This is a genomic window from Streptomyces qaidamensis, from assembly GCF_001611795.1.
GTDB lineage: Bacteria > Actinomycetota > Actinomycetes > Streptomycetales > Streptomycetaceae > Streptomyces > Streptomyces qaidamensis.
On sequence record NZ_CP015098.1, the window covers coordinates 5,420,474 to 5,446,091 of the forward strand.

Consider the following 25,618-nt stretch of genomic DNA (forward strand, 5'->3'; position numbering starts at 1 on the left):
ATCAATGAGGACATCCATACCTGCCGCCGGGCTGGGCGCTCTGCTTCTCGCCGCCGGCGCTGTCGGCTGCGGCTCGGAGGAGTCGCCCGAGATGACGCCCGCGGCGGCCGTGGCCAAGGCGGCGAAGAACACGGAGGACATCACGTCCCTCCAGTACCGCATGAAGGGCACGGTCCCGGAGTCGGGCCGCGTCGAGGGCGAGGCGTCCATGCGTCTGAAGCCCACGATCGCCATGAGCATGAAAATGCAGGCGCCCGACCAGGCCGCCGGTGAAACCGTGGAGATCCGCCTGGTCGACAAGGCCATGTATCTCGGTGGGGGAGCCGAGATGGCCAAGGAGATGGACGGCAAGCGCTGGCTGAAGTTCGATCTCTCCGGCTCCGACGCGGCCAAGGACCTGGACAAGATGGGGTCCACGAGCCAGGCCGAGCAGAACCCGGCGGCGGAGTCCACCTTCCTCACGGGCGCCAAGGACGTGAAGAAGGTCGGCAGCGAGAAGGTCGACGGCGTCGAGACCACCCACTACACGGGCACGGCCACCCTCGCCGACCTGCGTGCCTCGCTCAAGGACAGCAAGGGGGAGACCCGCGAGCAGCGCGAGAAGAGCATCAAGCAGTACGAGAAGCTCGGCGTCGACAAGCTCACGATGGACATGTGGGTCGACGGCGAGGACCACACCAAGCAGTTCCGCATGAAGGGCCAGGCCGACAAGGGCCCGATGGACATGACCATCACCTTCCTCGACTACAACGAGCCGGTCACCGTCGAGGCCCCGCCGGCCGGCGAAGTCGCGGACCTGGGCGAGATGTTCAAGGAGCTGGGCCAGGGCTGAACCGCCCAGGGCTGATCAGCCGTACGGGCGGATTTGCCTGACGGCGATCCGTTCCCGTACTCTCCTGAAGAAGCCAAAGACCGCTGGTCGTTACCGCGCGCTCATCTGAGGGCGCGGTGGCCGAAGGATCCGCTGAACGGCGGACGACCCGCGCAGGTGACACTGGAGAAGCTCCCGGAGCCCGCCGCCCCGTGCGTGCGTGAAACCGGTCGAGCTACGCCCCGTGCGCTTGCGCCGGGGCGTTTCGTTTTCCCCAGTCCTCCTTCGGGTCCGCGCGGTCCGACACACCCGGAAGGAGGCCGAGGCTCATGGCGAGGCCTGACAAGGTCGATGCCGTCGAGGAGATGCGGGAGAAGTTCCGCAACTCCAACGCTGCCGTCGTTACCGCGTACACCGGTCTCACCGTCGCGCAGCTCCAGCAGCTGCGTCGTTCACTCGGTGAGAACGCTCAGTACCGTGTGGCGAAGAACACGCTGACCAAGATTGCGGCCAACGAGGCCGGGATCACGACGCTGGACGACCTCTTTGCGGGTTCGTCGGCCGTCGCCTTCGTGACCGGTGACCCGGTCGAGGCGGCGAAGGGTCTCCGTGACTTCGCCAAGGACAACCCCAACCTCGTCATCAAGGGCGGTGTCCTTGACGGCAAGGCGTTGTCCGCCGATGAGATCAAGAAGCTTGCGGACCTCGAGTCCCGCGAGGTTCTGCTCTCCAAGCTGGCCGGTGCCATGAAGGGCAAGCAGTCCCAGGCTGCCTCTGTCTTCCAGGCGCTGCCGTCGAAGCTCGTCCGCACCGTGGACGCGCTCCGTGCCAAGCAGGACGAGCAGGGCGGTGCCGAGTAACTCGGCTCGCATCCCGGCCGCCGCTGCCTGAACGCGGCGACCGTCGCGGGCCAAACGTACGCCCGCCTCACATGTACATCCGGCACCTGCCGAATTAGTGGAAGGACCGCCATCATGGCGAAGCTCAGCCAGGAAGACCTGCTCGCGCAGTTCGAGGAGATGACCCTCATCGAGCTCTCCGAGTTCGTGAAGGCGTTCGAGGACAAGTTCGACGTCACCGCCGCCGCTGCCGCGCCGGTCGTCGTCGCCGGTGGTGCCGCTGGTGGCGCCGCTGCCGAGGCCGCTGAGGAGCAGGACGAGTTCGACGTCATCCTCACGGGTGCCGGCGACAAGAAGATCCAGGTCATCAAGGTCGTGCGTGAGCTGACCTCCCTGGGTCTGAAGGAGGCCAAGGACCTCGTGGACGGCGCCCCGAAGCCCGTTCTCGAGAAGGTCGCCAAGGACGCCGCCGAGAAGGCCGCCGAGTCCCTCAAGGGCGCCGGCGCCTCCGTCGAGGTCAAGTAAGACCTTTCGGATCCGCCAGGATCCACGACACGTCCCACTGGACGTGTAACGCGTAAGCGCGGAAGAGCGATCATCCATCCGGGTGGTCGCTCTTCGGCGTTCCCGGGGGCCGGCCACGGTTGCCTTGAACCCTTTGTGACGGGGGGTATGGTGATCTTCGTCGTGTCTCCGGGCGGCTCCGGATCGGGCAGGGGGGCCTTGACGAACCGCACGCAGCGCGCAATTCTCAGGACGCGTCGTCACAGGATCCGAATCCGAGGCATGGATCGACGACGAAGAGGGCAGTATCAACGTGCGTTGAGGGCAGCGCCGTGTCGCAGGAGTGGAACAACGAGGGTGAACACGGGTTTCACGACCCGCACTGGACATCAGTGGGCCAAGTGGCTACACTGACCCTTTGCGCTGCCTGTTAGCTGTCCCCTGCCCGTCACCAGGGGTCTGCCCTCGCCCGAGCATCGACGACAAGACTTGTTGACCTGGCCTTTCGGCCGGATCCACGCGGCTTGTCTCCGTGTACGGGAGAGGGGCCGGTACGCGCGTAGTGAGTCCGAGCCCTCGGAAGGACCCCCTCTTGGCCGCCTCGCGCAACGCCTCGACCGCGAATACGAACAACGCCGCCAGCACTGCCCCGCTGCGCATCTCTTTTGCAAAGATCAAGGAGCCTCTCGAGGTTCCGAACCTGCTCGCGCTGCAGACCGAGAGCTTCGACTGGCTCCTCGGCAACACCGCCTGGCAGAGTCGGGTCGAGGAGGCTCTCGAGAACGGTCAGGACGTCCCCACCAAGTCCGGGCTCGAGGAGATCTTCGAGGAGATCTCCCCGATCGAGGACTTCAGCGGGTCGATGTCGCTGACCTTCCGCGACCACCGCTTCGAGCCGCCGAAGAACTCCATCGACGAGTGCAAGGAGCGCGACTTCACGTACGCGGCCCCGCTCTTCGTCACTGCCGAGTTCACCAACAATGAGACCGGCGAGATCAAGTCCCAGACGGTCTTCATGGGCGACTTCCCGCTCATGACCGGCAAGGGCACCTTCGTCATCAACGGCACCGAGCGTGTCGTGGTGTCGCAGCTCGTCCGTTCGCCCGGCGTCTACTTCGACTCCTCCATCGACAAGACGTCCGACAAGGACATCTTCTCCGCGAAGATCATCCCCTCCCGGGGTGCCTGGCTGGAGATGGAGATCGACAAGCGCGACATGGTCGGTGTCCGCATCGACCGCAAGCGCAAGCAGTCCGTCACCGTCCTGCTCAAGGCGCTCGGCTGGACCACCGAGCAGATCCTCGAGGAGTTCGGCGAGTACGAGTCGATGCGTGCCACCCTGGAGAAGGACCACACCCAGGGCCAGGACGACGCGCTGCTCGACATCTACCGCAAGCTGCGTCCGGGCGAGCCCCCCACGCGTGAGGCCGCGCAGACGCTGCTGGAGAACCTGTACTTCAACCCCAAGCGCTACGACCTGGCCAAGGTCGGCCGCTACAAGGTCAACAAGAAGCTGGGGGCGGACGCTCCGCTGGACGCGGGCATCCTGACCGTCGAGGACATCATCTCGACGATCAAGTACCTGGTGAAGCTGCACGCGGGCGAGACCGAGACGGTTGGCGACAGCGGTACGAACATCGTCGTCGAGACCGACGACATCGACCACTTCGGCAACCGCCGCCTGCGCAGCGTCGGCGAGCTCATCCAGAACCAGGTCCGCACGGGTCTGGCGCGTATGGAGCGTGTCGTCCGCGAGCGGATGACGACCCAGGACGTCGAGGCGATCACGCCGCAGACCCTGATCAACATCCGGCCGGTCGTCGCCTCCATCAAGGAGTTCTTCGGCACCAGCCAGCTGTCGCAGTTCATGGACCAGAACAACCCGCTCTCGGGTCTCACCCACAAGCGCCGTCTGTCGGCTCTTGGCCCGGGTGGTCTCTCCCGTGAGCGGGCCGGCTTCGAGGTCCGTGACGTGCACCCCTCGCACTACGGCCGCATGTGCCCGATCGAGACGCCCGAAGGCCCGAACATCGGTCTGATCGGCTCGCTCGCCTCCTACGGCCGGGTCAACGCGTTCGGTTTCGTGGAGACCCCGTACCGCAAGGTGTTCGAGGGCCAGGTCACCGACGAGGTCGACTACCTGACCGCCGACGAGGAGGACCGCTTCGTCATCGCGCAGGCCAACGCGCAGCTGACGGACGACCTCCGCTTCGCCGAGGCCCGGGTGCTGGTCCGCCGTAAGGGCGGCGAGGTCGACTACGTCACCGGCGAGGACGTCGACTACATGGACGTCTCGCCGCGCCAGATGGTGTCGGTCGCGACCGCCATGATCCCCTTCCTCGAGCACGACGACGCCAACCGTGCCCTCATGGGCGCGAACATGATGCGTCAGGCCGTGCCGCTCATCAAGTCCGAGTCCCCGCTCGTCGGCACCGGCATGGAGTACCGCTCCGCGGTCGACGCCGGCGACGTGGTCAAGGCCGAGAAGCCCGGTGTGGTCCAGGAGGTCTCCGCGGACTACATCACCACCGCCAACGACGACGGCACGTACATCACGTACCGCCTGGCCAAGTTCGCCCGCTCCAACCAGGGCACCTCGGTCAACCAGAAGGTCATCGTCAACGAGGGCGACCGGATCATCGAGGGCCAGGTCCTGGCCGACGGTCCGGCCACCCAGAACGGCGAGATGGCGCTGGGCAAGAACCTGCTCGTGGCGTTCATGCCGTGGGAGGGTCACAACTACGAGGACGCGATCATCCTGTCGCAGCGCCTCGTGCAGGACGACGTCCTCTCCTCGATCCACATCGAGGAGCACGAGGTCGACGCCCGTGACACCAAGCTCGGCCCCGAGGAGATCACCCGGGACATCCCGAACGTCTCCGAGGAGGTCCTCGCCGACCTCGACGAGCGCGGCATCATCCGCATCGGTGCCGAGGTCGTCGCCGGCGACATCCTCGTCGGCAAGGTCACGCCCAAGGGCGAGACCGAGCTGACGCCGGAAGAGCGCCTGCTGCGCGCCATCTTCGGTGAGAAGGCCCGTGAGGTCCGTGACACCTCGCTGAAGGTGCCGCACGGCGAGATCGGCAAGGTCATCGGCGTCCGCGTCTTCGACCGCGAGGAGGGCGACGAGCTTCCCCCCGGTGTGAACCAGCTGGTGCGCGTCTACGTCGCGCAGAAGCGCAAGATCACCGACGGTGACAAGCTCGCCGGCCGCCACGGCAACAAGGGCGTCATCTCGAAGATCCTGCCGATCGAGGACATGCCGTTCCTGGAGGACGGCACCCCGGTCGACATCATCCTCAACCCGCTCGGTGTGCCGTCCCGAATGAACCCGGGACAGGTCCTGGAGATCCACCTCGGCTGGCTCGCCAGCCGCGGCTGGGACGTCTCCGGGCTCGCGGACGACTGGGCGCAGCGCCTGCAGGCCATCGAGGCCGACCAGGTCGCCCCGGGCACGAACGTCGCCACCCCCGTCTTCGACGGTGCGCGTGAGGACGAGCTGGCCGGTCTGCTGAACCACACGATCCCGAACCGCGACGGCGAGCGCATGGTGCTCCCGACCGGTAAGGCGCCGCTGTTCGACGGCCGCTCCGGCGAGCCGTTCCCCGAGCCGATCTCGGTCGGCTACATGTACATCCTCAAGCTGCACCACCTGGTCGACGACAAGCTGCACGCCCGGTCGACCGGTCCGTACTCGATGATCACCCAGCAGCCGCTGGGTGGTAAGGCCCAGTTCGGTGGCCAGCGCTTCGGTGAGATGGAGGTGTGGGCGCTGGAGGCTTACGGCGCCGCGTACGCCCTCCAGGAGCTGCTGACCATCAAGTCCGACGACGTGACCGGCCGCGTGAAGGTCTACGAGGCCATCGTCAAGGGCGAGAACATCCCCGAGCCCGGCATCCCCGAGTCCTTCAAGGTGCTCATCAAGGAGATGCAGTCCCTGTGCCTCAACGTGGAGGTGCTGTCCTCGGACGGCATGTCCATCGAGATGCGCGACACCGACGAGGACGTCTTCCGCGCTGCGGAGGAGCTTGGCATCGACCTGTCCCGGCGTGAGCCGAGCAGCGTCGAAGAGGTCTGACGGGAGTCCGGAGGCCTTCGTCATGAAGGCCTCCGGCCCCAGGACCCCCGTATCAGACCCCATGACTTACAACCCTGAGAGGGATTGACGCATAGTGCTCGACGTCAACTTCTTCGACGAGCTCCGGATCGGTCTGGCCACCGCTGACGACATCCGTCAGTGGAGCCACGGCGAGGTCAAGAAGCCCGAGACGATCAACTACCGCACGCTCAAGCCCGAAAAGGACGGACTCTTCTGCGAGAAGATCTTCGGTCCGACCCGGGACTGGGAGTGCTACTGCGGCAAGTACAAGCGTGTCCGCTTCAAGGGCATCATCTGCGAGCGGTGTGGCGTCGAGGTCACCCGTGCCAAGGTGCGCCGTGAGCGGATGGGCCACATCGAGCTCGCCGCCCCCGTCACGCACATCTGGTACTTCAAGGGTGTTCCGTCCCGTCTGGGCTACCTGCTCGACCTGGCCCCCAAGGACCTCGAGAAGGTCATCTACTTCGCGGCGTACATGATCACGTACGTCGACGAGGAGCGCCGTACGCGCGACCTGCCCTCGCTGGAGGCCCACGTCTCCGTCGAGCGCCAGCAGATCGAGCAGCGCCGCGACGCCGACCTGGAGGCCCGGGCCAAGAAGCTCGAGACCGACCTGGCCGAGCTGGAGGCCGAGGGCGCCAAGGCCGACGTGCGCCGCAAGGTGCGCGAGGGTGCCGAGCGCGAGATGAAGCAGCTGCGCGACCGTGCCCAGCGCGAGATCGACCGTCTCGACGAGGTGTGGAACCGCTTCAAGAACCTCAAGGTCCAGGACCTGGAGGGCGACGAGCTGCTCTACCGCGAGCTGCGTGACCGCTTCGGCACGTACTTCGACGGCTCGATGGGTGCCGCGGCGCTGCAGAAGCGCCTGGAGTCCTTCGACCTCGACGAGGAGGCCGAGCGCCTTCGCGAGATCATCCGCACCGGCAAGGGCCAGAAGAAGACCCGTGCGCTCAAGCGCCTGAAGGTCGTCTCCGCGTTCCTGCAGACCAGCAACAGCCCCAAGGGCATGGTGCTCGACTGCGTGCCGGTCATCCCGCCGGACCTCCGCCCGATGGTGCAGCTGGACGGTGGCCGCTTCGCGACCTCCGACCTGAACGACCTGTACCGCCGTGTGATCAACCGGAACAACCGCCTGAAGCGGCTTCTCGACCTCGGTGCGCCCGAGATCATCGTGAACAACGAGAAGCGCATGCTCCAGGAGGCCGTCGACGCGCTGTTCGACAACGGCCGTCGTGGCCGTCCGGTCACCGGTCCCGGTAACCGCCCGCTGAAGTCCCTCAGCGACATGCTGAAGGGCAAGCAGGGCCGCTTCCGTCAGAACCTGCTCGGTAAGCGTGTGGACTACTCCGCGCGTTCCGTGATCGTCGTCGGTCCGCAGCTGAAGCTGCACCAGTGCGGTCTGCCGAAGGCGATGGCGCTGGAGCTCTTCAAGCCGTTCGTGATGAAGCGCCTGGTCGACCTGAACCACGCGCAGAACATCAAGAGCGCCAAGCGCATGGTCGAGCGCGGCCGCACGGTCGTGTACGACGTGCTGGAAGAGGTCATCGCGGAGCACCCGGTTCTGCTGAACCGTGCGCCCACGCTGCACCGCCTCGGCATCCAGGCCTTCGAGCCGCAGCTGGTCGAGGGCAAGGCCATCCAGATCCACCCGCTCGTCTGCACCGCGTTCAACGCGGACTTCGACGGTGACCAGATGGCCGTGCACCTGCCGCTGTCCGCGGAGGCGCAGGCCGAGGCCCGCATCCTGATGCTGTCCTCGAACAACATCCTCAAGCCGGCCGACGGCCGCCCGGTGACGATGCCGACCCAGGACATGGTCCTCGGTCTGTTCTTCCTCACCACCGACGGCGAGATGCGCGACCTCAAGGGCGAGGGCCGTTCCTTCGCCTCGGTCGCCGAGGCGATCATGGCCTTCGACGCGGGCGAGCTCTCGCTCCAGTCGAAGATCGACGTCCGCTTCCCGGTCGGCACCATCCCGCCGCGTGGCTGGACCCCGCCGGCGCGTGAGGAGGGCGAGCCGGAGTGGCAGCAGGGTGACACCTTCCGCCTGAACACCACCCTGGGCCGTGCGCTCTTCAACGAGCTGCTGCCCGAGGACTACCCGTTCGTCGACTACGAGGTCGGCAAGAAGCAGCTCTCCGAGATCGTCAACGACCTCGCCGAGCGCTACCCGAAGGTCATCGTGGCGGCGACGCTCGACAACCTGAAGGCGGCCGGCTTCTTCTGGGCGACCCGTTCCGGCGTCACCGTGGCCATCTCCGACGTCGTCGTTCCCGAGGCGAAGAAGGAGATCGTCCGCGGGTACGAGGCGCAGGACGAGAAGGTCCAGAAGCAGTACGAGCGCGGTCTGATCACCAAGGACGAGCGCACGCAGGAGCTCATCGCGATCTGGACCAAGGCGACCAACGAGGTTGCCGAGGCGATGAACGACAACTTCCCGAAGACCAACCCGATCTTCATGATGGTGAACTCGGGTGCACGAGGCAACATGATGCAGATGCGTCAGATCGCCGGTATGCGTGGTCTGGTGTCGAACGCGAAGAACGAGACGATCCCGCGTCCGATCAAGGCCTCCTTCCGTGAGGGCCTGTCCGTGCTGGAGTACTTCATCTCCACGCACGGTGCCCGTAAGGGTCTGGCGGACACCGCTCTGCGTACCGCCGACTCGGGTTACCTCACCCGTCGTCTGGTCGACGTCTCCCAGGACGTCATCATTCGCGAGGAGGACTGCGGCACCGAGCGCGGTCTGCGCCTCAAGATCGCGGACCGGAACGCCGAGGGCGGCCTGGTCAAGACCGAGGACGTCGAGACGTCCGTGTACGCGCGCTGCCTCGCCGAGGACATCGTGGTCGACGGTCAGGTGCTGGCCCCGGCCGGCACCGACCTGGGTGACGTCCTCATCGAGGAGCTCGTCCAGCGCGGAGTCGAGGAGGTCAAGACCCGCTCGGTCCTGACCTGCGAGTCCGCCGTCGGTACCTGCGCGATGTGCTACGGCCGTTCGCTGGCCACCGGCAAGCTGGTCGACATCGGTGAGGCGGTCGGCATCATCGCCGCCCAGTCCATCGGTGAGCCCGGTACCCAGCTGACGATGCGTACCTTCCACACCGGTGGTGTGGCCGGTGACGACATCACCCAGGGTCTGCCGCGTGTCGTCGAGCTCTTCGAGGCCCGTACCCCGAAGGGTGTCGCCCCGATCTCCGAGGCCCAGGGCCGCGTGCGGATCGAGGAGACCGAGAAGACCAAGAAGATCGTCGTCACCCCGGACGACGGCAGCGACGAGACGGCGTTCCCGATCTCCAAGCGTGCCCGTCTCCTGGTCAGCGAGGGCGAGCACGTCGAGGTGGGCCAGAAGCTCACCGTGGGTGCCACCAACCCGCACGACGTGCTGCGCATCCTGGGCCAGCGTGCCGTTCAGGTCCACCTGGTCGGCGAGGTCCAGAAGGTCTACAACTCGCAGGGTGTGTCGATCCACGACAAGCACATCGAGATCATCATCCGGCAGATGCTCCGCCGCGTGACGATCATCGAGTCCGGCGACGCCGAGCTGCTGCCCGGCGAGCTGGTCGAGCGCTCGAAGTTCGAGACCGAGAACCGTCGTGTGGTCCAGGAGGGCGGTCACCCGGCCTCCGGCCGTCCGCAGCTGATGGGTATCACCAAGGCCTCGCTGGCGACGGAATCCTGGCTGTCGGCCGCCTCCTTCCAGGAGACGACCCGAGTCCTGACGGACGCGGCGATCAACGCCAAGTCCGACAGCCTCATCGGCCTCAAGGAGAACGTCATCATCGGTAAGCTCATCCCGGCCGGTACGGGTCTGTCCCGCTACCGCAACATCCGGGTCGAGCCGACCGAGGAGGCCAAGGCCGCCATGTACTCGGCCGTCGGCTACGACGACATCGACTACTCGCCGTTCGGCACGGGCTCCGGCCAGGCCGTTCCGCTGGAGGACTACGACTACGGTCCGTACAACCAGTAAGCGAGTCGCTTGAGGCGAAGGGCGGTCACCCTGCGGGGTGGCCGCCCTTCGGCGTGTCCGCCCTGCGGGGGGTCCGCCGTCTGGCCGACACGCGGTGCCCCGTCGTGGACGCACCTGTGCCGGAACCCGCGCTTCGGCGCATCATGGAAGGACTCCGGTCCCGGGGAGGTGCTCCGTGTCGCAGCCCTATCCGTCCTGGCAGCCCTGGCAGGGCTCTGGTGCCCCGTCGATGCTCGCGTCGCACGCCGACCGGGAGCGGGCCGTGGACGTGCTCAGAGCCGGGTACGGCGAGGGTCGCCTGGAGCACGGCGAGTTCGAGAAGCGGGTCGGGCGGGCGTATGCGGCGCGGACCGTGGGGGAGCTGGCGCTGCTCGTCGCGGATCTGCCGCAGGGGCCGCTGCCGCGGCCGGCCTCCGTCGCGCCCGTGCCGGCCTCGTTCCTGCCCGTGCCGCGGCCGCGGACCAACGGGAAGGCAGTCGCGGCCGGGGTGTGCGGGCTGCTGTGCGTGCCCACGATGGGGCTGACCGGGATCCCGGCCGTCGTACTGGGACATGTGGCCCGGGCCGAGATCCGCAGCCGGGGAGAGCTGGGGGACGGGCTCGCGCTGACCGGTCTCGTGCTCGGATGGTTGTCGACGGCAGGTTGGGCACTCGTTCTGGTGTTGCTGACCGTGGTGTCCGTCGTAGCATCTTGAAGGTATGCATATCGGACACTCGCCGACGAATTGAAGATCGACAACGGCTGAGGGGCTTGACATGTCCCGCCGGGCGATGCGGGCGGTGCCCATTTGTTTTGACCGCAGCGAATGCGGTAGGTACGCTCAGACCTTGTGCCTGGGGTGTGCCCTGGCTCGCGTGTGTGCCATGAACCGCACGGCGAGCCGACACCGGCCACCGTAATCTGCGTTATTTCTGCCTGGCAGCGGAAGTCCGCGGGATTCGACACACCCGACCGCGTGGGTCGGAGATGTTCCAGGTTAGCTTCACCATTCGGCACACAGAAACCGGAGAAGTAGTGCCTACGATCCAGCAGCTGGTCCGGAAGGGCCGGCAGGACAAGGTCGAGAAGAACAAGACGCCCGCACTCGAGGGTTCCCCTCAGCGTCGTGGCGTCTGCACGCGTGTGTTCACGACCACCCCGAAGAAGCCGAACTCGGCCCTGCGTAAGGTCGCGCGTGTGCGTCTGACCAGCGGGATCGAGGTCACCGCTTACATTCCGGGTGAGGGACACAACCTGCAGGAGCACTCCATCGTGCTCGTGCGCGGCGGCCGTGTGAAGGACCTGCCGGGTGTTCGCTACAAGATCATCCGTGGTTCGCTCGACACCCAGGGTGTCAAGAACCGCAAGCAGGCCCGCAGCCGCTACGGCGCCAAGAAGGAGAAGTAAGAATGCCTCGTAAGGGCCCCGCCCCGAAGCGCCCGGTCATCATCGACCCGGTCTACGGTTCTCCTCTGGTGACCTCCCTCATCAACAAGGTGCTGCTGAACGGCAAGCGCTCCACCGCCGAGCGCATCGTCTACGGCGCCATGGAGGGTCTGCGTGAGAAGACGGGCAACGACCCGGTCATCACGCTGAAGCGCGCGCTGGAGAACATCAAGCCGACCCTCGAGGTCAAGTCCCGCCGTGTCGGTGGTGCGACGTACCAGGTTCCGATCGAGGTCAAGCCCGGTCGCGCCAACACGCTCGCGCTGCGCTGGCTGGTCGGTTACTCCCGCGCCCGTCGCGAGAAGACCATGACCGAGCGTCTGCTCAACGAGCTTCTCGACGCCTCCAACGGCCTCGGTGCCGCTGTGAAGAAGCGCGAGGACACCCACAAGATGGCCGAGTCCAACAAGGCCTTCGCGCACTACCGCTGGTAGTCGCTACCCACATCGAGACCGAGAGAAGACTGAAGCCTTATGGCTACCACTTCACTTGACCTGGCCAAGGTCCGCAACATCGGGATCATGGCCCACATCGACGCGGGCAAGACGACCACCACCGAGCGGATCCTGTTCTACACCGGTGTGTCTTACAAGATCGGTGAGGTCCACGACGGCGCTGCCACCATGGACTGGATGGAGCAGGAGCAGGAGCGTGGCATCACGATCACGTCTGCTGCGACCACCTGTCACTGGCCGCTCGAGGACAACGACTACACCATCAACATCATCGACACCCCGGGGCACGTCGACTTCACCGTCGAGGTGGAGCGCTCCCTGCGTGTGCTCGACGGTGCCGTGACGGTGTTCGACGGTGTCGCCGGTGTCGAGCCGCAGTCCGAGACGGTGTGGCGTCAGGCCGACCGTTACGGCGTGCCGCGTATCTGCTTCGTCAACAAGCTGGACCGTACCGGCGCCGAGTTCCACCGCTGCGTGGACATGATCTCGGACCGCCTGGGCGCGCAGCCGCTGGTCATGCAGCTGCCGATCGGTGCGGAGGCGGACTTCAAGGGCGTCATCGACCTCGTGACGATGAAGGCCCTGGTCTGGTCGGCCGAGGCGACCAAGGGCGAGATGTACGACACCGTCGACATCCCGGACACCCACGCCGAGGCTGCCGAGGAGTACCGCGGCAAGCTGCTCGAGGCCGTCGCCGAGAACGACGAAGAGCTGATGGAGCTGTACCTGGAGGGCACCGAGCCCACCGTGGAGCAGCTCTACGCCGCGATCCGCCGTATCACGATCGCGTCCGGCAAGGGCGGCGGCACCACCGTCACCCCCGTGTTCTGCGGTACCGCGTTCAAGAACAAGGGCGTTCAGCCCCTGCTCGACGCGGTCGTGCGCTACCTGCCCACCCCGCTCGACGTCGAGGCCATCGAGGGCCACGACGTCAAGGACCCGGAGCAGGTCGTCGTGCGCAAGCCGTCGGAGGACGAGCCCCTCGCCGCGCTCGCGTTCAAGATCATGAGCGACCCGCACCTCGGTAAGCTCACCTTCGTCCGGGTCTACTCGGGCCGCCTGGAGTCCGGCACCGCGGTGCTGAACTCCGTCAAGGGCAAGAAGGAGCGCATCGGCAAGATCTACCGCATGCACGCGAACAAGCGTGAGGAGATCGACGCGGTGGGCGCCGGCGACATCGTCGCCGTGATGGGCCTGAAGCAGACCACCACCGGTGAGACGCTGTCCGACGACAAGAACCCGGTGATCCTGGAGTCCATGGACTTCCCGGCGCCGGTCATCCAGGTCGCCATCGAGCCCAAGTCCAAGGGCGACCAGGAGAAGCTGGGTGTCGCCATCCAGCGCCTGGCCGAGGAGGACCCGTCCTTCCAGGTCCACTCGGACGAGGAGACCGGCCAGACCATCATCGGTGGTATGGGCGAGCTGCACCTTGAGGTGCTGGTCGACCGTATGCGCCGTGAGTTCAAGGTCGAGGCCAACGTCGGCAAGCCGCAGGTCGCCTACCGCGAGACGATCCGCAAGGCCGTCGAGCGCGTCGACTACACGCACAAGAAGCAGACTGGTGGTACCGGCCAGTTCGCCAAGGTGCAGATCGCGATCGAGCCGATCGAGGGCGGCGACGCCTCGTACGAGTTCGTGAACAAGGTCACCGGTGGCCGTATCCCGAAGGAGTACATCCCTTCGGTGGACGCCGGTGCGCAGGAGGCCATGCAGTTCGGCATCCTCGCGGGCTACGAGATGACGGGCGTCCGCGTCACGCTCATCGACGGTGGCTACCACGAGGTCGACTCCTCCGAGCTCGCGTTCAAGATCGCCGGTTCGCAGGCCTTCAAGGAGGCCGCGCGCAAGGCGTCCCCCGTGCTCCTTGAGCCGATGATGGCCGTCGAGGTCACCACGCCCGAGGACTACATGGGTGAGGTCATCGGCGACATCAACTCCCGCCGTGGTCAGATCCAGGCCATGGAGGAGCGGGCCGGTGCCCGCGTCGTGAAGGGCCTCGTGCCCCTCTCGGAGATGTTCGGCTACGTCGGCGACCTGCGCAGCAAGACGTCCGGCCGTGCGAGCTACTCCATGCAGTTCGACTCCTACGCCGAGGTTCCCCGGAACGTCGCCGAGGAGATCATCGCGAAGGCCAAGGGCGAGTAACGCACAGCGTCTACACGCCGTAGGCTTGACTCCGGAGCCTCGTGGGGCATTCCACCGCAATCGCGGCGTGAGTGCCCCGGGGCCCGGGCTTTCCAGCAAAGATCACCTGGCGCCGATGAAGTAAGGCGTACCAGAACCACTCCCAGGAGGACCCCAGTGGCGAAGGCGAAGTTCGAGCGGACTAAGCCGCACGTCAACATCGGCACCATCGGTCACATCGACCACGGTAAGACGACCCTCACGGCCGCCATTACCAAGGTGCTGCACGACGCGTACCCGGACCTGAACGAGGCCTCGGCCTTCGACCAGATCGACAAGGCTCCTGAGGAGCGCCAGCGCGGTATCACCATCTCCATCGCGCACGTCGAGTACCAGACCGAGACGCGTCACTACGCCCACGTCGACTGCCCCGGTCACGCGGACTACATCAAGAACATGATCACGGGTGCGGCGCAGATGGACGGCGCCATCCTCGTGGTCGCCGCCACCGACGGCCCGATGCCGCAGACCAAGGAGCACGTGCTCCTGGCCCGCCAGGTCGGCGTCCCGTACATCGTCGTCGCGCTGAACAAGGCCGACATGGTGGACGACGAGGAGATCCTGGAGCTCGTCGAGCTCGAGGTCCGTGAGCTCCTCTCCGAGTACGAGTTCCCGGGCGACGACCTGCCGGTCGTCAAGGTCTCGGCGCTCAAGGCCCTCGAGGGCGACAAGGAGTGGGGCAACTCCGTCCTCGAGCTCATGAAGGCCGTGGACGAGAACATCCCGCAGCCCGAGCGTGACGTCGACAAGCCGTTCCTCATGCCGATCGAGGACGTCTTCACGATCACCGGTCGCGGTACGGTCGTCACCGGCCGTATCGAGCGTGGTGTCCTCAAGGTCAACGAGACCGTTGACATCGTGGGCATCAAGCAGGAGAAGACCACCACCACGGTCACCGGCATCGAGATGTTCCGGAAGCTCCTCGACGAGGGCCAGGCCGGTGAGAACGTCGGTCTGCTCCTCCGTGGCATCAAGCGCGAGGACGTCGAGCGCGGCCAGGTCATCATCAAGCCGGGCTCGGTCACCCCGCACACCGAGTTCGAGGCGCAGGCCTACATCCTGTCCAAGGACGAGGGTGGCCGCCACACGCCGTTCTTCAACAACTACCGCCCGCAGTTCTACTTCCGTACGACGGACGTGACCGGCGTGGTGACCCTCCCCGAGGGCACCGAGATGGTCATGCCGGGTGACAACACCGAGATGAAGGTGGAGCTCATCCAGCCCGTCGCCATGGAGGAGGGCCTGAAGTTCGCCATCCGTGAGGGTGGCCGGACCGTGGGCGCCGGCCAGGTCACCAAGATCAACAAGTGAGTCTTCGGACTTGCTTGAGGGTCTACTGACCTGAGTGGCTCGAAGGGGCCCGTACGACTTCGGTCGTGCGGGCCCCTTTGCTGTTGACCAGGCCAGGTTCTGTCCGCATGATTCAGGGTTTCCTGAATTCAGGCTTCGCTGTACTGTTGCGGGGTGCTGACCGTTGCTTCCGACATCGATGTGCTGGCCCGCTTCGGCCGCGCGCTCGCCGACCCGATCCGCTGCCGGATCCTCCTTGCGCTGAGCCGAGCCCCCGTCTACCCCGCCGACCTCGCCGACGCGCTCGGCGTCTCCCGCACCCGGCTCTCCAACCACCTGGCGTGTCTGCGGGATTGCGGCCTCGTGGTGACCGTCCCGGACGGACGGCGCACCCGCTACGAGCTCGCCGACGAACGTCTCGGCCACGCGCTCGACCAGCTGCGCGCCGTGGTGGTCGCGGTCGAGGAGGACAAGACCTGCCCGGACGCCGCCACGGAGGGCTGCTGCTGATGGTGGCCCTGTCCCTGGGGCCGTCCGCGGCCCGCCGCGATACGCTCACCCGCCGGATACGGCTGCTCGTCGCGGCGACGATCACCTACAACGTCGTCGAGGCGATCGTCGCCCTCGTCGCCGGCACGGTCGCCTCCTCCAGCGCACTGATCGGTTTCGGTCTCGACTCCGTCATCGAGGTCTCCTCCGCCGCCGCGGTCGCCTGGCAGTTCTCCGCGGCCGACCCCGCGGTCCGTGAGGCTCGGGAGAAGACCACCCTGCGGATCATCGCGGCCTCCTTCTTCGTCCTCGCCGCCTACGTGAGTGCCGACGCGATCCGTGCCCTGGCCGGCGCCGGAGAGGCCGACCGCTCCATCACCGGCATCGTGCTCGCCGCCCTGTCGCTCGCGATCATGCCGTTCCTGTCCGCCGCGCAGCGCCGTGCCGGGCGCGAACTCGGTTCCGCCTCGGCCGTGGCGGACTCCAAGCAGACCCTGCTGTGCACGTACCTCTCCGCCGTGCTCCTGGTCGGCCTGCTCCTCAATGCCACCCTCGGCTGGTCCTGGGCCGACCCGTTCGCCGCGCTCGTCATTGCCGTCATCGCCCTCAAGGAGGGGCGCGACGCCTGGCAGGGGAAGGGATGCTGCGCACCCGCGTCCCCGACGGTGACGGCTCCGGCCGGGGTGGACGCGTGCGGCTGCCACCCCGGATGCGACTGCTGCACCTGAGCCCGACCGGCGAGGAGTACGTGCCTCGTCGTCGCCGTGCGGCCTGGTGCGAGGTGTGGGGCGTCGGTGCCTCCGGTCAGAAGTCCAGTTCGGCCCAGACGGTCTTGCGGGGTGACAGGCCCGGGGTGACGCCCCAGCGGTCGGCGAGTGCGTCGACGAGGAGCAGGCCGCGGCCGGACTCGGTGTCGGGGCCGGGCAGTTGCGGACTCGGCAGGCGGTCGCCGCGGGTGTCCGTCACCTCGATGCGGAGGGTGGCCGCGACGACGTAGAGCAGCAGGCGGAAGTCGCGGCCCGGGATGCGGCCATGGGTGGCCGCGTTGACCGACAGCTCTGCGACGACCTGCCGTGCCGGGTCCAGCGGCAGGCCCCAGGAGCGCAGTTGTTCCGTGGTGAGGAGGCGGGCCAGGCGGGCGCCGCGCGGGGTGGCGGAGAGCTGGAGGCTGAAGTTACGGATGGGGGTGCGGAGTTCGGGGGAGTTCTGCTTCACGTCACTCAGCGTGGCCGTCAGTGCCTACTGTGAACAGTGACTCAGCGGGTGCGTACGGTGACTGTCCGGAGCTTGTCCGGTGTTGTCCGGGCTGTCGGGGCCGGGCGTGCGGGTAGGCCGCTGGGCACGGTCGTACGACGGCGGAAGGGTGCGGGATGACGGTCGAGGCGGATTCGGGGCGGCTCAAGAGCGAGGCGGACGAGCCGGGTTGGGAGGTGGACCCGGACGACGAGTGGGGCGTCGCGGTCATCGCCACGGTGGGGCGGCAGCTGAAGCTGCGGCGGGAGGCGGTGGGGATGCGGGCCGCCCAGTTCGGGACGGCGGTGGGGTACGGCGAGGACATGGTCTACAAGATCGAGGGCGGGAAGCGGATCCCTCGGCAGGACTATCTCGTCAGGGCTGATGAGGTGCTGGGAGCGGGTGGGCTGATTGCGGCGGCCTGGGAGGACGTGAAGAGGGTTCGGTACCCCAAGAGGGTGCGGGAGCTTGCCAAGTTGGAGGGGCAGGCGGTGGAGATCGGGGTGTATGAGTGCAACAGCGTCAACGGGCTGTTGCAGACCCCCGAGCATGCTCGGGCGTTGTTCGAGTCGTGGCAACCCGCATACTCGCCGGACGAAGTGGAACGTCTGGTGGCTGCCCGCATGGCTCGGCAGTCGGTGTTCGAGCGGTCGCCGGCACCTTCGCTGAGCTTCGTCCAGGAGGAGGCGACACTGCTCCGCCCGGTCGGAGGCACAATGGTGTGGCGTCGGCAGCTTGAGCGTCTGCTGGAGGTGGGGCGGTTGCGTAACGTCAGGCTTCAGCTGATGCCGACGAGCAGCGAGGCACACCCCGGTCTGAACGGGAGGATCGAGGTGCTGAAATTCGGGGACGGCACCGCGGTGGGCCGGTCCGACGGCGCTTTCACCGGCCGTCCGACCACTGATCCGAAGCACATCCGGATCCTCGAACTGCGCTACGGCACCATCCGAGCTCAGGCTCTTCCCCCGCGTGAGTCGCTGGCCTTCATCGAGCAACTGCTGGGAGAGACATGATCCGTAACGCTGAACCGGTGTGGTTCAAGAGCAGCTACAGCAGTGGCCCCGACGGCGACTCCTGCGTCGAGATCGCCATAGCCCCCCACACCATCCACGTCCGGGACTCCAAGCACACCGAAGGCCCCCGGCTCGCGCTTGCGCCGGAGGCATGGTCGGAGTTCCTGGCCTCCTTCTAGCCGTCGTTCCGAAGGACGCTCACCGCGCGGTCGAACGCCGAGTCCCGGTTCTTGGCGAACTCCTCCTTGGTGGTCGGCTGCCCGACGCGAACCGTGCCGCCCGGCCGGTCAATCAGGGCCTGCGTGAAGGTCTCACCGGCGCTGACGGTCGTGCCTGAGGTCAGTACGGCGATCGGGCCGGTGTAGCGGGGCCCGTCGGCCGGTACGACCCTGATGGGCTCGGGGCGGGTGTGCCGGTCCGGGTCGGTGGGGTGGTTGCGGGCGCGCTTGGCGTAGGCGACGTAGGGCGTGTCCGTTGTAACACTGGGGCATGACTTCCGAACCCGCTTGCGAAGACCTCGACTTGGATGCCATCGAGGAGGCGTGCACGGCGCCGGGCCCCGCCTTCGTCGCCATGGCGAGAGAGGCGGTGCCGCGTCTCGTGGCGGAGGTCAGGCGCCTGCGGTGGCTCGTCGAGTACGGGGCATGTCCCACGGCCGGCACCACGGGCACGGAGTTCGTGCTTCCGCTCGACGACGAGATGCTTGCCTACTTCCGCGAGATGACGGACGTATTGGTGGAGCGGATCGGTGTCTCCCGCGCGGAGGCGGTTGCCAGGATCAACGCGATGTACGGAACGCGGGAGTCGGCCGCGTGGGGCGTGGAGCTGATGGGCCACGAACTGCCGGAGTACTGGGCGTACGGGACGTACTACAGCCCGGATCACGGGAAACGCCTCCCGGTTGGAGATCCGCAGGTGGACGCGGACATCGACTTCGGCACCCATCCCGTACGCCCGGCACCTCCGAAGGACTCACCGTTCTGGACACTGGAGGAGTAGTGGCACGATGTGCGCACACGTGATCGAGCGAACGGGGAGACCGGCGTCATGGCCCGCTACATGGAGACACTGACCGTCGAGCGGGGCGGTTTCCGGATCAAGGTGCCGGAGTCCTGGTGGGAGTTCGACGTACGGCCGGAGTCGCGGGACGACTCGATCCGGCGGATGGTGAGCGAGCGCGTGCGGCAGCGCCCGGAACTGGAGCAGTACCGGGACGCGTACGTCGACTTCCTCCGGAAGGCCGCCGCGGATGCCTGGAAGTCGGGCGCGATGTACTGCGGCTGCATGGCGGAGAGCTTCGGCGGGGACACGCCGATCACGGGTTCGGTGACCGTCTCTCTCGTCGGCGGCCGCAACGAGCGGGGTGAGCCGCTGTCGAACGACCCGGCCGTCATCGCGAGTCAGCTCGCGGTCAAGGAGGCGAAGCGGGAGGGCGACTCGTGGCGGAAGGTCACGACCGTCGAGATCCCGGGCGTCTGCCCGGCCGCGCGGACGTACGGCATCGAGGACATCGCCGTGCCCGGCGACGCGCTCAACCGGACCATCCGCGCTGTACTGATGCAGACGTACATTCCCGTGCCGGGCCAGGAGGGCAAGATCGCCCTGGTCGCCGGCAGCAGCCAGGTCCTCGACCTCGCGGACTCCTTCTTCGACATCTTCGACGCGATCACGTCGACGTTCCGGTTCACGGGCTGACCTCCCTTTCACGAGGACGGCCGGGACATCGAGCAGGAGAGCCGCCGCTGTGCGCCTGGTGATCACGGGGACTGCGCGCCGAGACTCTGGTCGACGCGGTACTCATGGCCGGAGTCTTCGCCCTCGAACGGTACGGCGGGCGCCCCGGCGTCCAAGAGGCATAGATCCTGGAGAACCGGCACCGGCGCCATGGCAACCGAGGCTCGGCACCGAATCGGAGTAAATGTGATCTGGCGCGAGATCGTCGAAGCGTTCCCCTCCGCGGAACTCCGTGACCCCGCAGACACCGGCACCCTCGACCGTATCGAATCGGTCCTGGGCCAGCCGCTCCCGGGTGACCTCCGCGCCCTTCTTCTCGAGAGCAATGGGCTGGCCGATGAATACGGCACCGACGTCATCTGGTCTGCCGACCGGATCCTCGGTGACAATCTCTCGTTCCGCAACGACGAACAGCACAAGTCCCTGTACAGGGAGTTCGATTCGCTCATGTTCTTCGGAGACAACGGCGGGGGAGACCAGTTCGCCTTCGTCCGGCGGCCCGAGCGCAGCGAGGTGTTCGTCTGGGATCATGAGACGGACAGCAGAATCCTCGTGGCGCCGAGCCTGAAGCGCTATGTGCGCAGTGCGTTGGAGAGCGCCGGCGAGGATTGGTATCGGTAGGGATACTGCTCATGGCGTCGGATCGTGACTGGGAAAGCGGCAAGGGCCTGCTGGGCATCGACGACCCCGCCGAGTGGGATGCCGCGTGGGAGCGCGGTGAGAGTCGTCTCGGTACAGCGGCGATCGGGTTGGCGCTCCAGTGTTCGCTGGAGGAGGTCTCGCCTCGGCTCGTGCGGGCGACGCAGTTGCCGCACCCCGAGCAGCGGGGGTACGCCTTCACTGCCGCGGGTACCGCAGCGCGACTCAACCGGGAGCTGACGCCGGAGCTGTACGCAGTGCTGCGCATGGCGGGGCCCAAGGGCCTGGCCGAAGACGCCATCAACGACACGCTGACCTTCGTGCCGTTCCGCAAGCTCCCGTCGTGGTTCAAATGGCGGTGGGTGCATGCGACGGTGCGGAACAAGGCGGAGGGCTGGTGGCTGCAGTTCGCGGACGCCGTCGGGGAGACGTGGCGGGCGTGGCGCGGGCGTCGTTCCCGACACTGATCCGTTTCCCTACCGCCGCGTGAACATGACCGTGGAACTCGACGCAGTCGGCCGTCGCGTCAGGGAAACCGTCGACGGCCGGACCATGAGCTTTGCCTACGACGCCGCCGGCGATCGGACGCTGCGCATCACCCCCTCGGGCGCCCGGAGCACGTGGGAGTACGACGCCGCGGGACGCACTGCCCGGCTCGGCACGGCGGGGCACACGATCGACTTCGTGCACGATGCGGCAGACCGCGAAGTGATCCGCCGCATCGACGGCGCGCTCACACTCACTCGCGGCTATGACAGCCTCGACAGGCTGGTCACGCAGGCGAGCACAGCTCCAGGAGACCGCCGGATCGCGGAGCGCTCGTACACCTACCGCCCCGACGGCCACCTCATAGGCGTCCAGGACTCCCGCACGGGCGGCCGGCGTTTCGATCTCGACGCACAGGGCCGCGTCACCGCGGTGCACGCGGCGGGCTGGAGCGAGCGCTACGCCTACGACTCCGCGGGCAACCAGACCGAGGCTGCCTGGGCCCGCACAGCATCCGGGTCATGAGGCCACCGGGCCGCGCGAGTACACCGGTACGCGGCTGAGGCGGGCAGGCGCCGTTCATTACGAGTACGACGCCCAGGGGCGCGTGGTCGTACGCCGCAAGACCCGGCTCTCCCGCAAACCCGACACCTGGCGGTACGAGTGGGATGCCGAGGACCGGCTCACCGCCGTCACCACACCGGACGGCGTCCGGTGGCGCTACACCTACGACCCACTGGGTCGCGTACGTCCGGAACCCACACACCTGGTCCGACCCCTGGGGCTCGCGCCCCTGTGTCATCAGCACGGCGGCGACACGGGCAGCCCGGACGGGGCCGGGTTGTTGCCGGGACCGGCGCCCCAGCACGCCGTGGACATGCTGAACAAGGTCAATGCCCGGCCAGGGGGAATCGGGAAAGTCGACGGCTACCATGGCAATGCGAACTGGGGTAACAACAAGTCCGCCCTTCCCGGGGGCAAGTACAAAGAATGGGACGTCAACGCCAAGGTCGACCTCCCGCAGTGCAGCGCTCCGGGTTGCGGGAAGGAAATCAGAGGCCCCGAACGCCTTCTGACTCCGAAAGACGGCCCTGGCCCCGCCTATTACACACCGGACCATTACGGAACGTTCTACTACGTCGGCCAATTTGCAGGATGATTCAGGATGACCGGTTTTGATATCACAGGGACTTCGGAACCCTGGGCCATCTTCGTTCCCCAGGGGGAATCCGGGGTCCACCAGCAACTGTCAAGGCTGGAGGCGAAGGGTGGGCACGTGTACCGCTTCGAATCCCGCGACCTCACGACTGAGGAGGGGATTTACCGTTCCTTCGCCGAAGTCCTGCGGTTCCCCGGATACTTCGGCAGGAACTGGGATGCCCTGGTGGACTGTCTGGACGACCTGTGCGGTGAGGTGACAGGTGGAGTCGGGATCGCGAGTGTCGTCCAGGACGCGGATCGGCTTCTGGAAGCGGAACACTTCCCCCTGTTCGTATCAGTCCTCTGCCAGGGCGCGGATCGTGCGAATTCTGTGGTGGATCTCGATGGTTTCCCCCTGGACAGGCCTGCGATCGCCGAACATTTCGTTTTCGAGTTCCGTGACTTCGATCGTGACAAGGTCGCATCGCGGGTCGCGCAGCGTGATCTTACGGTCACGACCGGAGACACGTTCGTTGCCGCCGCTCTCAACCCCGAGGAATGGCGTTGAGAGCGGGCGATCCGGATCCGGTGCCCCTCGCTTGAGCGAACTTCGCCTCTCTCGGCGACGTCGTGGAGATCGACGCCGTCCGCTCCACCGGAACCTGCTGCTCTGGCCCGACGAGAGCTGATCGGTAGGGGTCGATCTTCAGCCGGCCCAGTTGAGAGGGTGAAGGACCGGCTACCGGGCCTACGACGCAGAACTGGAGCGGCTCGTCGAAGGGGTGGGGTCCGGGCCCGTCCGGCCTTGTGTTTGACCTACGTCACTCCCGGGGTATTCTCCTCGGCTCGATTGGCGTCGCCCCTGCCCCATATGGCAGACTGTCCGAGTTGCTCGGTCGAGTGTTGATGCTGCGCGCCTCCCGCCGGGAGGACCGGAAGCGAGTCCCACAGTACTCGTCGCCCTAACTGCCACCACGGCAGCGCTGGGGCGGACGTACGGGAATCTTTCGGGAAGCGTCAGTGCGGCACCGGCCAGGCACCCGGTGGCCTTCTAGGTCCCGGCCTGCGGTTCCGGAAGGGCCGTGCGCAATCCCTGCAGGGGTGTTCGAACAAGGGACATCTGTGTCAGCGGAAGAGCGACACGCCCGACCGCGTGGGTCGGACAGAAGGGCTGGAACGCCGGGTTCCAGAGCGTTACGAGAGACAGGACTACTAGTAGCCATGGCGGGACAGAAGATCCGCATCCGGCTCAAGGCCTACGACCACGAGGTCATCGACAGCTCGGCGAAGAAGATCGTCGAGACGGTGACGCGTACTGGTGCGTCGGTCGCAGGCCCGGTGCCGCTGCCCACTGAGAAGAACGTGTACTGCGTCATCAAGTCGCCGCACAAGTACAAGGACTCGCGCGAGCACTTCGAGATGCGCACGCACAAGCGCCTGATCGACATCCTCGACCCGACCCCCAAGACCGTTGACTCTCTGATGCGACTCGACCTCCCGGCCGGTGTCGACATCGAGATCAAGCTCTGAGGCCGGTGATCTGAACGATGGCTAAGCAGATCAAGGGCATCCTGGGCGAGAAGCTCGGCATGACGCAGGTGTGGGACGCGAACAACCGTGTTGTTCCGGTCACCGTCGTCAAGGCCGGCCCCAACGTCGTCACCCAGGTCCGCACGAACGACGTCGACGGCTACGAGTCCGTCCAGATCGCGTTCGGCGAGATCGACCCGCGCAAGGTGAACAAGCCCCTCAAGGGCCACTTCGCCAAGGCCGACGTCACTCCCCGCCGCCACCTCGTCGAGATCCGTACCGCTGACGCCAGCGAGTACACCCTCGGCCAGGAGATCACCGCTGAGGTGTTCGAGGCCGGCATCAAGGTCGACGTGACCGGCAAGAGCAAGGGCAAGGGCTTCGCCGGTGTCATGAAGCGTCACAACTTCAAGGGCCTCGGCGCCGGACACGGCACCCAGCGCAAGCACCGCTCCCCCGGTTCCATCGGTGGCTGCGCCACCCCGGGCCGTGTGTTCAAGGGCCTCCGCATGGCGGGTCGCATGGGCAACGAGCGGGTCACCACCCAGAACCTGACCGTCCACGCCGTTGACGCGGAGAAGGGTCTGCTGCTCATCAAGGGCGCGGTTCCCGGTCCGAACGGCGGCCTCGTCCTGGTCCGCACCGCGGCCAAGGGGGCCTGAGGTAATGAGCACTGTTGACATCCTTTCGCCGGCGGGCGACAAGGCCGGTTCCGTCGAGCTCCCCGCGGAGATCTTCGACGTTGAGAAGGTCAGCATTCCGCTGATCCACCAGGTCGTCGTCGCACAGCTGGCCGCTGCCCGCCAGGGCACGCACAAGACCAAGACCCGTGGCGAGGTCCGCGGCGGTGGCAAGAAGCCGTACCGCCAGAAGGGCACCGGTCGCGCCCGTCAGGGTTCGACCCGCGCGCCGCAGTTCGCCGGTGGTGGCGTCGTGCACGGTCCCGTGCCGCGTGACTACTCGCAGCGGACCCCGAAGAAGATGAAGGCTGCCGCGCTGCGTCACGCCCTCACCGACCGGGCCCGCCACAACCGCATCCACGTCGTCTCCGGCGTGGTCGAGGGCGAGACCCCCTCCACGAGGGCCGCCAAGACGCTGTTCGGCAAGATCTCGGAGCGCAAGAACCTGCTCCTGGTCGTCGACCGCGCCGACGAGGCCGCGTGGCTGTCCGCCCGCAACCTGCCCCAGATCCACATCCTGGAGCCGGGCCAGCTGAACACGTACGACGTTCTCGTCTCGGACGACGTGGTCTTCACCCAGGCCGCCTTCGAGTCCTTCGTGTCCGGCCCGAAGGCCAATGACACCGAAGGGAGCGAGGTCTGATGGCTATCCGTCACCCCGCTATCGCCTCCAAGGCGGCGAAGAAGGCCAAGGCCGCGCGCGTCGCCAAGGCGCGCCGCCACGCCGCCGAGGGCAAGAACACCGTCGAGACCCCGCTGAGCAAGTCCTTCACGGACCCCCGTGACGTGCTGCTCAAGCCGGTCGTCTCCGAGAAGAGCTACGCGCTCCTCGACGAGGGCAAGTACACGTTCATCGTGGACCCGAGCGCCAACAAGACCCAGATCAAGCAGGCCGTGCAGTCGGTCTTCTCGGTCAAGGTCACCGGGGTCAACACGATCAACCGCCAGGGCAAGCGCAAGCGGACCCGCACCGGCTTCGGCCAGCGCGCGTCCACCAAGCGCGCGATCGTGACCCTCGCTGAGGGCGACCGTATCGACATCTTCGGCGGTCCGACCGCGTAAGCGGGTCGGATCGTCCGATATCGGACGAGGAC

Annotated in this window: 24 protein-coding genes and 2 pseudogenes; 24 read left to right on the forward strand and 2 right to left on the reverse strand. The window is 66.8% G+C overall.

What is annotated here, in order from left to right:
• The first annotated feature begins 4 nt into the window (after nucleotides 1–4).
• The 12 genes from A4E84_RS24150 (at nucleotide 5) to A4E84_RS24205 (ending at nucleotide 16,797) form a co-directional block, all read left to right on the forward strand.
• On the forward strand, nucleotides 5–832 hold the full coding sequence (locus A4E84_RS24150) for an SCO4651 family lipoprotein (RefSeq protein WP_062928575.1): 828 nt from the start codon (nucleotides 5–7) through the stop codon (nucleotides 830–832).
• A 308-nt stretch (nucleotides 833–1,140) separates the two neighbouring features.
• Entirely contained in the window at nucleotides 1,141–1,671 is a 531-nt protein-coding gene (rplJ, locus tag A4E84_RS24155; protein ID WP_062928576.1) for a 50S ribosomal protein L10, read from the forward strand.
• Nucleotides 1,672–1,785: 114 nt separating this feature from the next.
• Nucleotides 1,786–2,175, forward strand: a complete 390-nt coding sequence (gene rplL, locus A4E84_RS24160) for a 50S ribosomal protein L7/L12 (RefSeq protein WP_062928577.1) — start codon at nucleotides 1,786–1,788, stop codon at nucleotides 2,173–2,175.
• Nucleotides 2,176–2,746: 571 nt separating this feature from the next.
• Entirely contained in the window at nucleotides 2,747–6,232 is a 3,486-nt protein-coding gene (gene rpoB, locus A4E84_RS24165; protein WP_062928578.1) for a DNA-directed RNA polymerase subunit beta, read from the forward strand.
• A gap of 94 nt (nucleotides 6,233–6,326) precedes the next feature.
• Nucleotides 6,327–10,226 (forward strand): DNA-directed RNA polymerase subunit beta', encoded by a 3,900-nt coding sequence (locus A4E84_RS24170; protein WP_062928579.1) that lies wholly within the window; start codon nucleotides 6,327–6,329, stop codon nucleotides 10,224–10,226.
• A gap of 175 nt (nucleotides 10,227–10,401) precedes the next feature.
• Nucleotides 10,402–10,920, forward strand: a complete 519-nt coding sequence (locus tag A4E84_RS24175) for a DUF1707 and DUF4190 domain-containing protein (protein WP_079129097.1) — start codon at nucleotides 10,402–10,404, stop codon at nucleotides 10,918–10,920.
• A gap of 320 nt (nucleotides 10,921–11,240) precedes the next feature.
• Nucleotides 11,241–11,612, forward strand: coding sequence for a 30S ribosomal protein S12 (gene rpsL, locus A4E84_RS24180; protein WP_003948652.1), 372 nt, complete (start codon nucleotides 11,241–11,243; stop codon nucleotides 11,610–11,612).
• Nucleotides 11,613–11,614: 2 nt separating this feature from the next.
• A complete protein-coding gene (gene rpsG / locus A4E84_RS24185) occupies nucleotides 11,615–12,085 on the forward strand; it encodes a 30S ribosomal protein S7 (RefSeq protein WP_003974303.1) in 471 nt (156 codons plus the stop codon).
• 39 nt (nucleotides 12,086–12,124) lie between these two features.
• Nucleotides 12,125–14,251 (forward strand): elongation factor G, encoded by a 2,127-nt coding sequence (gene fusA, locus A4E84_RS24190; RefSeq protein ID WP_031141286.1) that lies wholly within the window; start codon nucleotides 12,125–12,127, stop codon nucleotides 14,249–14,251.
• Between the two features lie 156 nt (nucleotides 14,252–14,407).
• Nucleotides 14,408–15,601 carry an elongation factor Tu gene (tuf, locus tag A4E84_RS24195; protein ID WP_030839706.1) on the forward strand — a complete coding sequence of 398 codons (1,194 nt, stop codon included), beginning with the start codon at nucleotides 14,408–14,410 and terminating at the stop codon, nucleotides 15,599–15,601.
• 153 nt (nucleotides 15,602–15,754) lie between these two features.
• Nucleotides 15,755–16,090: an ArsR/SmtB family transcription factor gene (locus A4E84_RS24200; RefSeq protein WP_062928581.1), complete on the forward strand. Its 336-nt coding sequence runs from the start codon at nucleotides 15,755–15,757 to the stop codon at nucleotides 16,088–16,090.
• The gene (locus A4E84_RS24205; RefSeq protein ID WP_062928582.1) at nucleotides 16,090–16,797 is read left to right on the forward strand and encodes a cation diffusion facilitator family transporter; all 708 of its coding nucleotides are present in this window, start codon (nucleotides 16,090–16,092) and stop codon (nucleotides 16,795–16,797) included. Before A4E84_RS24200 ends, A4E84_RS24205 begins: the two co-directional genes overlap by 1 nt.
• A 76-nt stretch (nucleotides 16,798–16,873) precedes the next feature.
• On the opposite strand, the gene A4E84_RS24210 is transcribed toward A4E84_RS24205, so the two are convergent.
• The gene (locus A4E84_RS24210) at nucleotides 16,874–17,284 is read right to left on the reverse strand and encodes an ATP-binding protein (RefSeq protein WP_107308369.1); all 411 of its coding nucleotides are present in this window, start codon (nucleotides 17,282–17,284) and stop codon (nucleotides 16,874–16,876) included.
• A gap of 155 nt (nucleotides 17,285–17,439) precedes the next feature.
• On the opposite strand from A4E84_RS24210, the gene A4E84_RS24215 reads away from it, so the two are divergent.
• The gene (locus A4E84_RS24215) at nucleotides 17,440–18,315 is read left to right on the forward strand and encodes a helix-turn-helix domain-containing protein (RefSeq protein WP_062928584.1); all 876 of its coding nucleotides are present in this window, start codon (nucleotides 17,440–17,442) and stop codon (nucleotides 18,313–18,315) included.
• Complete coding sequence (locus A4E84_RS24220; protein ID WP_062928585.1) at nucleotides 18,312–18,494, forward strand: DUF397 domain-containing protein; 183 nt, start codon at nucleotides 18,312–18,314, stop codon at nucleotides 18,492–18,494. Before A4E84_RS24215 ends, A4E84_RS24220 begins: the two co-directional genes overlap by 4 nt.
• Here A4E84_RS24220 and A4E84_RS41165 read toward each other — a convergent pair.
• Nucleotides 18,491–18,790: pseudogene (locus A4E84_RS41165) on the reverse strand (S41 family peptidase); the annotation flags it as partial. The gene A4E84_RS24220 and the pseudogene A4E84_RS41165 sit on opposite strands and share 4 nt — an antisense overlap.
• A gap of 14 nt (nucleotides 18,791–18,804) precedes the next feature.
• Here A4E84_RS41165 and A4E84_RS44715 point away from each other — a divergent pair.
• The 10 genes and pseudogenes from A4E84_RS44715 (at nucleotide 18,805) to rplW (ending at nucleotide 25,586) form a co-directional block, all read left to right on the forward strand.
• On the forward strand, nucleotides 18,805–19,314 hold the full coding sequence (locus A4E84_RS44715; protein WP_237305172.1) for a hypothetical protein: 510 nt from the start codon (nucleotides 18,805–18,807) through the stop codon (nucleotides 19,312–19,314).
• A 48-nt stretch (nucleotides 19,315–19,362) separates the two neighbouring features.
• Nucleotides 19,363–20,010: a hypothetical protein gene (locus A4E84_RS24230; protein WP_062928586.1), complete on the forward strand. Its 648-nt coding sequence runs from the start codon at nucleotides 19,363–19,365 to the stop codon at nucleotides 20,008–20,010.
• 225 nt (nucleotides 20,011–20,235) lie between these two features.
• Nucleotides 20,236–20,670, forward strand: a complete 435-nt coding sequence (locus tag A4E84_RS24235; RefSeq protein ID WP_237304991.1) for an SMI1/KNR4 family protein — start codon at nucleotides 20,236–20,238, stop codon at nucleotides 20,668–20,670.
• 11 nt (nucleotides 20,671–20,681) lie between these two features.
• A complete protein-coding gene (locus A4E84_RS24240) occupies nucleotides 20,682–21,155 on the forward strand; it encodes a hypothetical protein (RefSeq protein ID WP_062928587.1) in 474 nt (157 codons plus the stop codon).
• A 40-nt stretch (nucleotides 21,156–21,195) separates the two neighbouring features.
• Nucleotides 21,196–21,919 (forward strand): annotated as a pseudogene (locus tag A4E84_RS43735) (type IV secretion protein Rhs); the annotation flags it as partial.
• A gap of 531 nt (nucleotides 21,920–22,450) precedes the next feature.
• Nucleotides 22,451–22,882 (forward strand): barstar family protein, encoded by a 432-nt coding sequence (locus A4E84_RS24250; protein ID WP_237304992.1) that lies wholly within the window; start codon nucleotides 22,451–22,453, stop codon nucleotides 22,880–22,882.
• A gap of 653 nt (nucleotides 22,883–23,535) precedes the next feature.
• On the forward strand, nucleotides 23,536–23,844 hold the full coding sequence (rpsJ, locus tag A4E84_RS24255; RefSeq protein WP_003948644.1) for a 30S ribosomal protein S10: 309 nt from the start codon (nucleotides 23,536–23,538) through the stop codon (nucleotides 23,842–23,844).
• Nucleotides 23,845–23,861: 17 nt separating this feature from the next.
• Complete coding sequence (rplC, locus tag A4E84_RS24260) at nucleotides 23,862–24,506, forward strand: 50S ribosomal protein L3 (RefSeq protein ID WP_033308969.1); 645 nt, start codon at nucleotides 23,862–23,864, stop codon at nucleotides 24,504–24,506.
• Between the two features lie 4 nt (nucleotides 24,507–24,510).
• Nucleotides 24,511–25,167, forward strand: a complete 657-nt coding sequence (rplD, locus tag A4E84_RS24265; protein ID WP_062928589.1) for a 50S ribosomal protein L4 — start codon at nucleotides 24,511–24,513, stop codon at nucleotides 25,165–25,167.
• Nucleotides 25,167–25,586, forward strand: coding sequence for a 50S ribosomal protein L23 (rplW, locus tag A4E84_RS24270; RefSeq protein ID WP_033308967.1), 420 nt, complete (start codon nucleotides 25,167–25,169; stop codon nucleotides 25,584–25,586). Before rplD ends, rplW begins: the two co-directional genes overlap by 1 nt.
• Nucleotides 25,587–25,618 lie beyond the last annotated feature (32 nt).

Bases quoted from the DNA above. Each gene is read 5' to 3' on its own strand.
- A4E84_RS24150 (WP_062928575.1), top strand. From the start codon at position 5: ATGAGGACATCCATACCTGCCGCCGGGCTGGGCGCTCTGCTTCTCGCC.
- rplJ (WP_062928576.1), top strand. From the start codon at position 1,141: ATGGCGAGGCCTGACAAGGTCGATGCCGTCGAGGAGATGCGGGAGAAG.
- rplL (WP_062928577.1), top strand. From the start codon at position 1,786: ATGGCGAAGCTCAGCCAGGAAGACCTGCTCGCGCAGTTCGAGGAGATG.
- rpsG (WP_003974303.1), top strand. From the start codon at position 11,615: ATGCCTCGTAAGGGCCCCGCCCCGAAGCGCCCGGTCATCATCGACCCG.
- fusA (WP_031141286.1), top strand. From the start codon at position 12,125: ATGGCTACCACTTCACTTGACCTGGCCAAGGTCCGCAACATCGGGATC.
- A4E84_RS24205 (WP_062928582.1), top strand. From the start codon at position 16,090: ATGGTGGCCCTGTCCCTGGGGCCGTCCGCGGCCCGCCGCGATACGCTC.
- A4E84_RS24215 (WP_062928584.1), top strand. From the start codon at position 17,440: ATGACGGTCGAGGCGGATTCGGGGCGGCTCAAGAGCGAGGCGGACGAG.
- A4E84_RS24220 (WP_062928585.1), top strand. From the start codon at position 18,312: ATGATCCGTAACGCTGAACCGGTGTGGTTCAAGAGCAGCTACAGCAGT.
- A4E84_RS44715 (WP_237305172.1), top strand. From the start codon at position 18,805: ATGACTTCCGAACCCGCTTGCGAAGACCTCGACTTGGATGCCATCGAG.
- A4E84_RS24230 (WP_062928586.1), top strand. From the start codon at position 19,363: ATGGCCCGCTACATGGAGACACTGACCGTCGAGCGGGGCGGTTTCCGG.
- A4E84_RS24240 (WP_062928587.1), top strand. From the start codon at position 20,682: ATGGCGTCGGATCGTGACTGGGAAAGCGGCAAGGGCCTGCTGGGCATC.
- rpsJ (WP_003948644.1), top strand. From the start codon at position 23,536: ATGGCGGGACAGAAGATCCGCATCCGGCTCAAGGCCTACGACCACGAG.
- rplC (WP_033308969.1), top strand. From the start codon at position 23,862: ATGGCTAAGCAGATCAAGGGCATCCTGGGCGAGAAGCTCGGCATGACG.
- rplD (WP_062928589.1), top strand. From the start codon at position 24,511: ATGAGCACTGTTGACATCCTTTCGCCGGCGGGCGACAAGGCCGGTTCC.
- rplW (WP_033308967.1), top strand. From the start codon at position 25,167: ATGGCTATCCGTCACCCCGCTATCGCCTCCAAGGCGGCGAAGAAGGCC.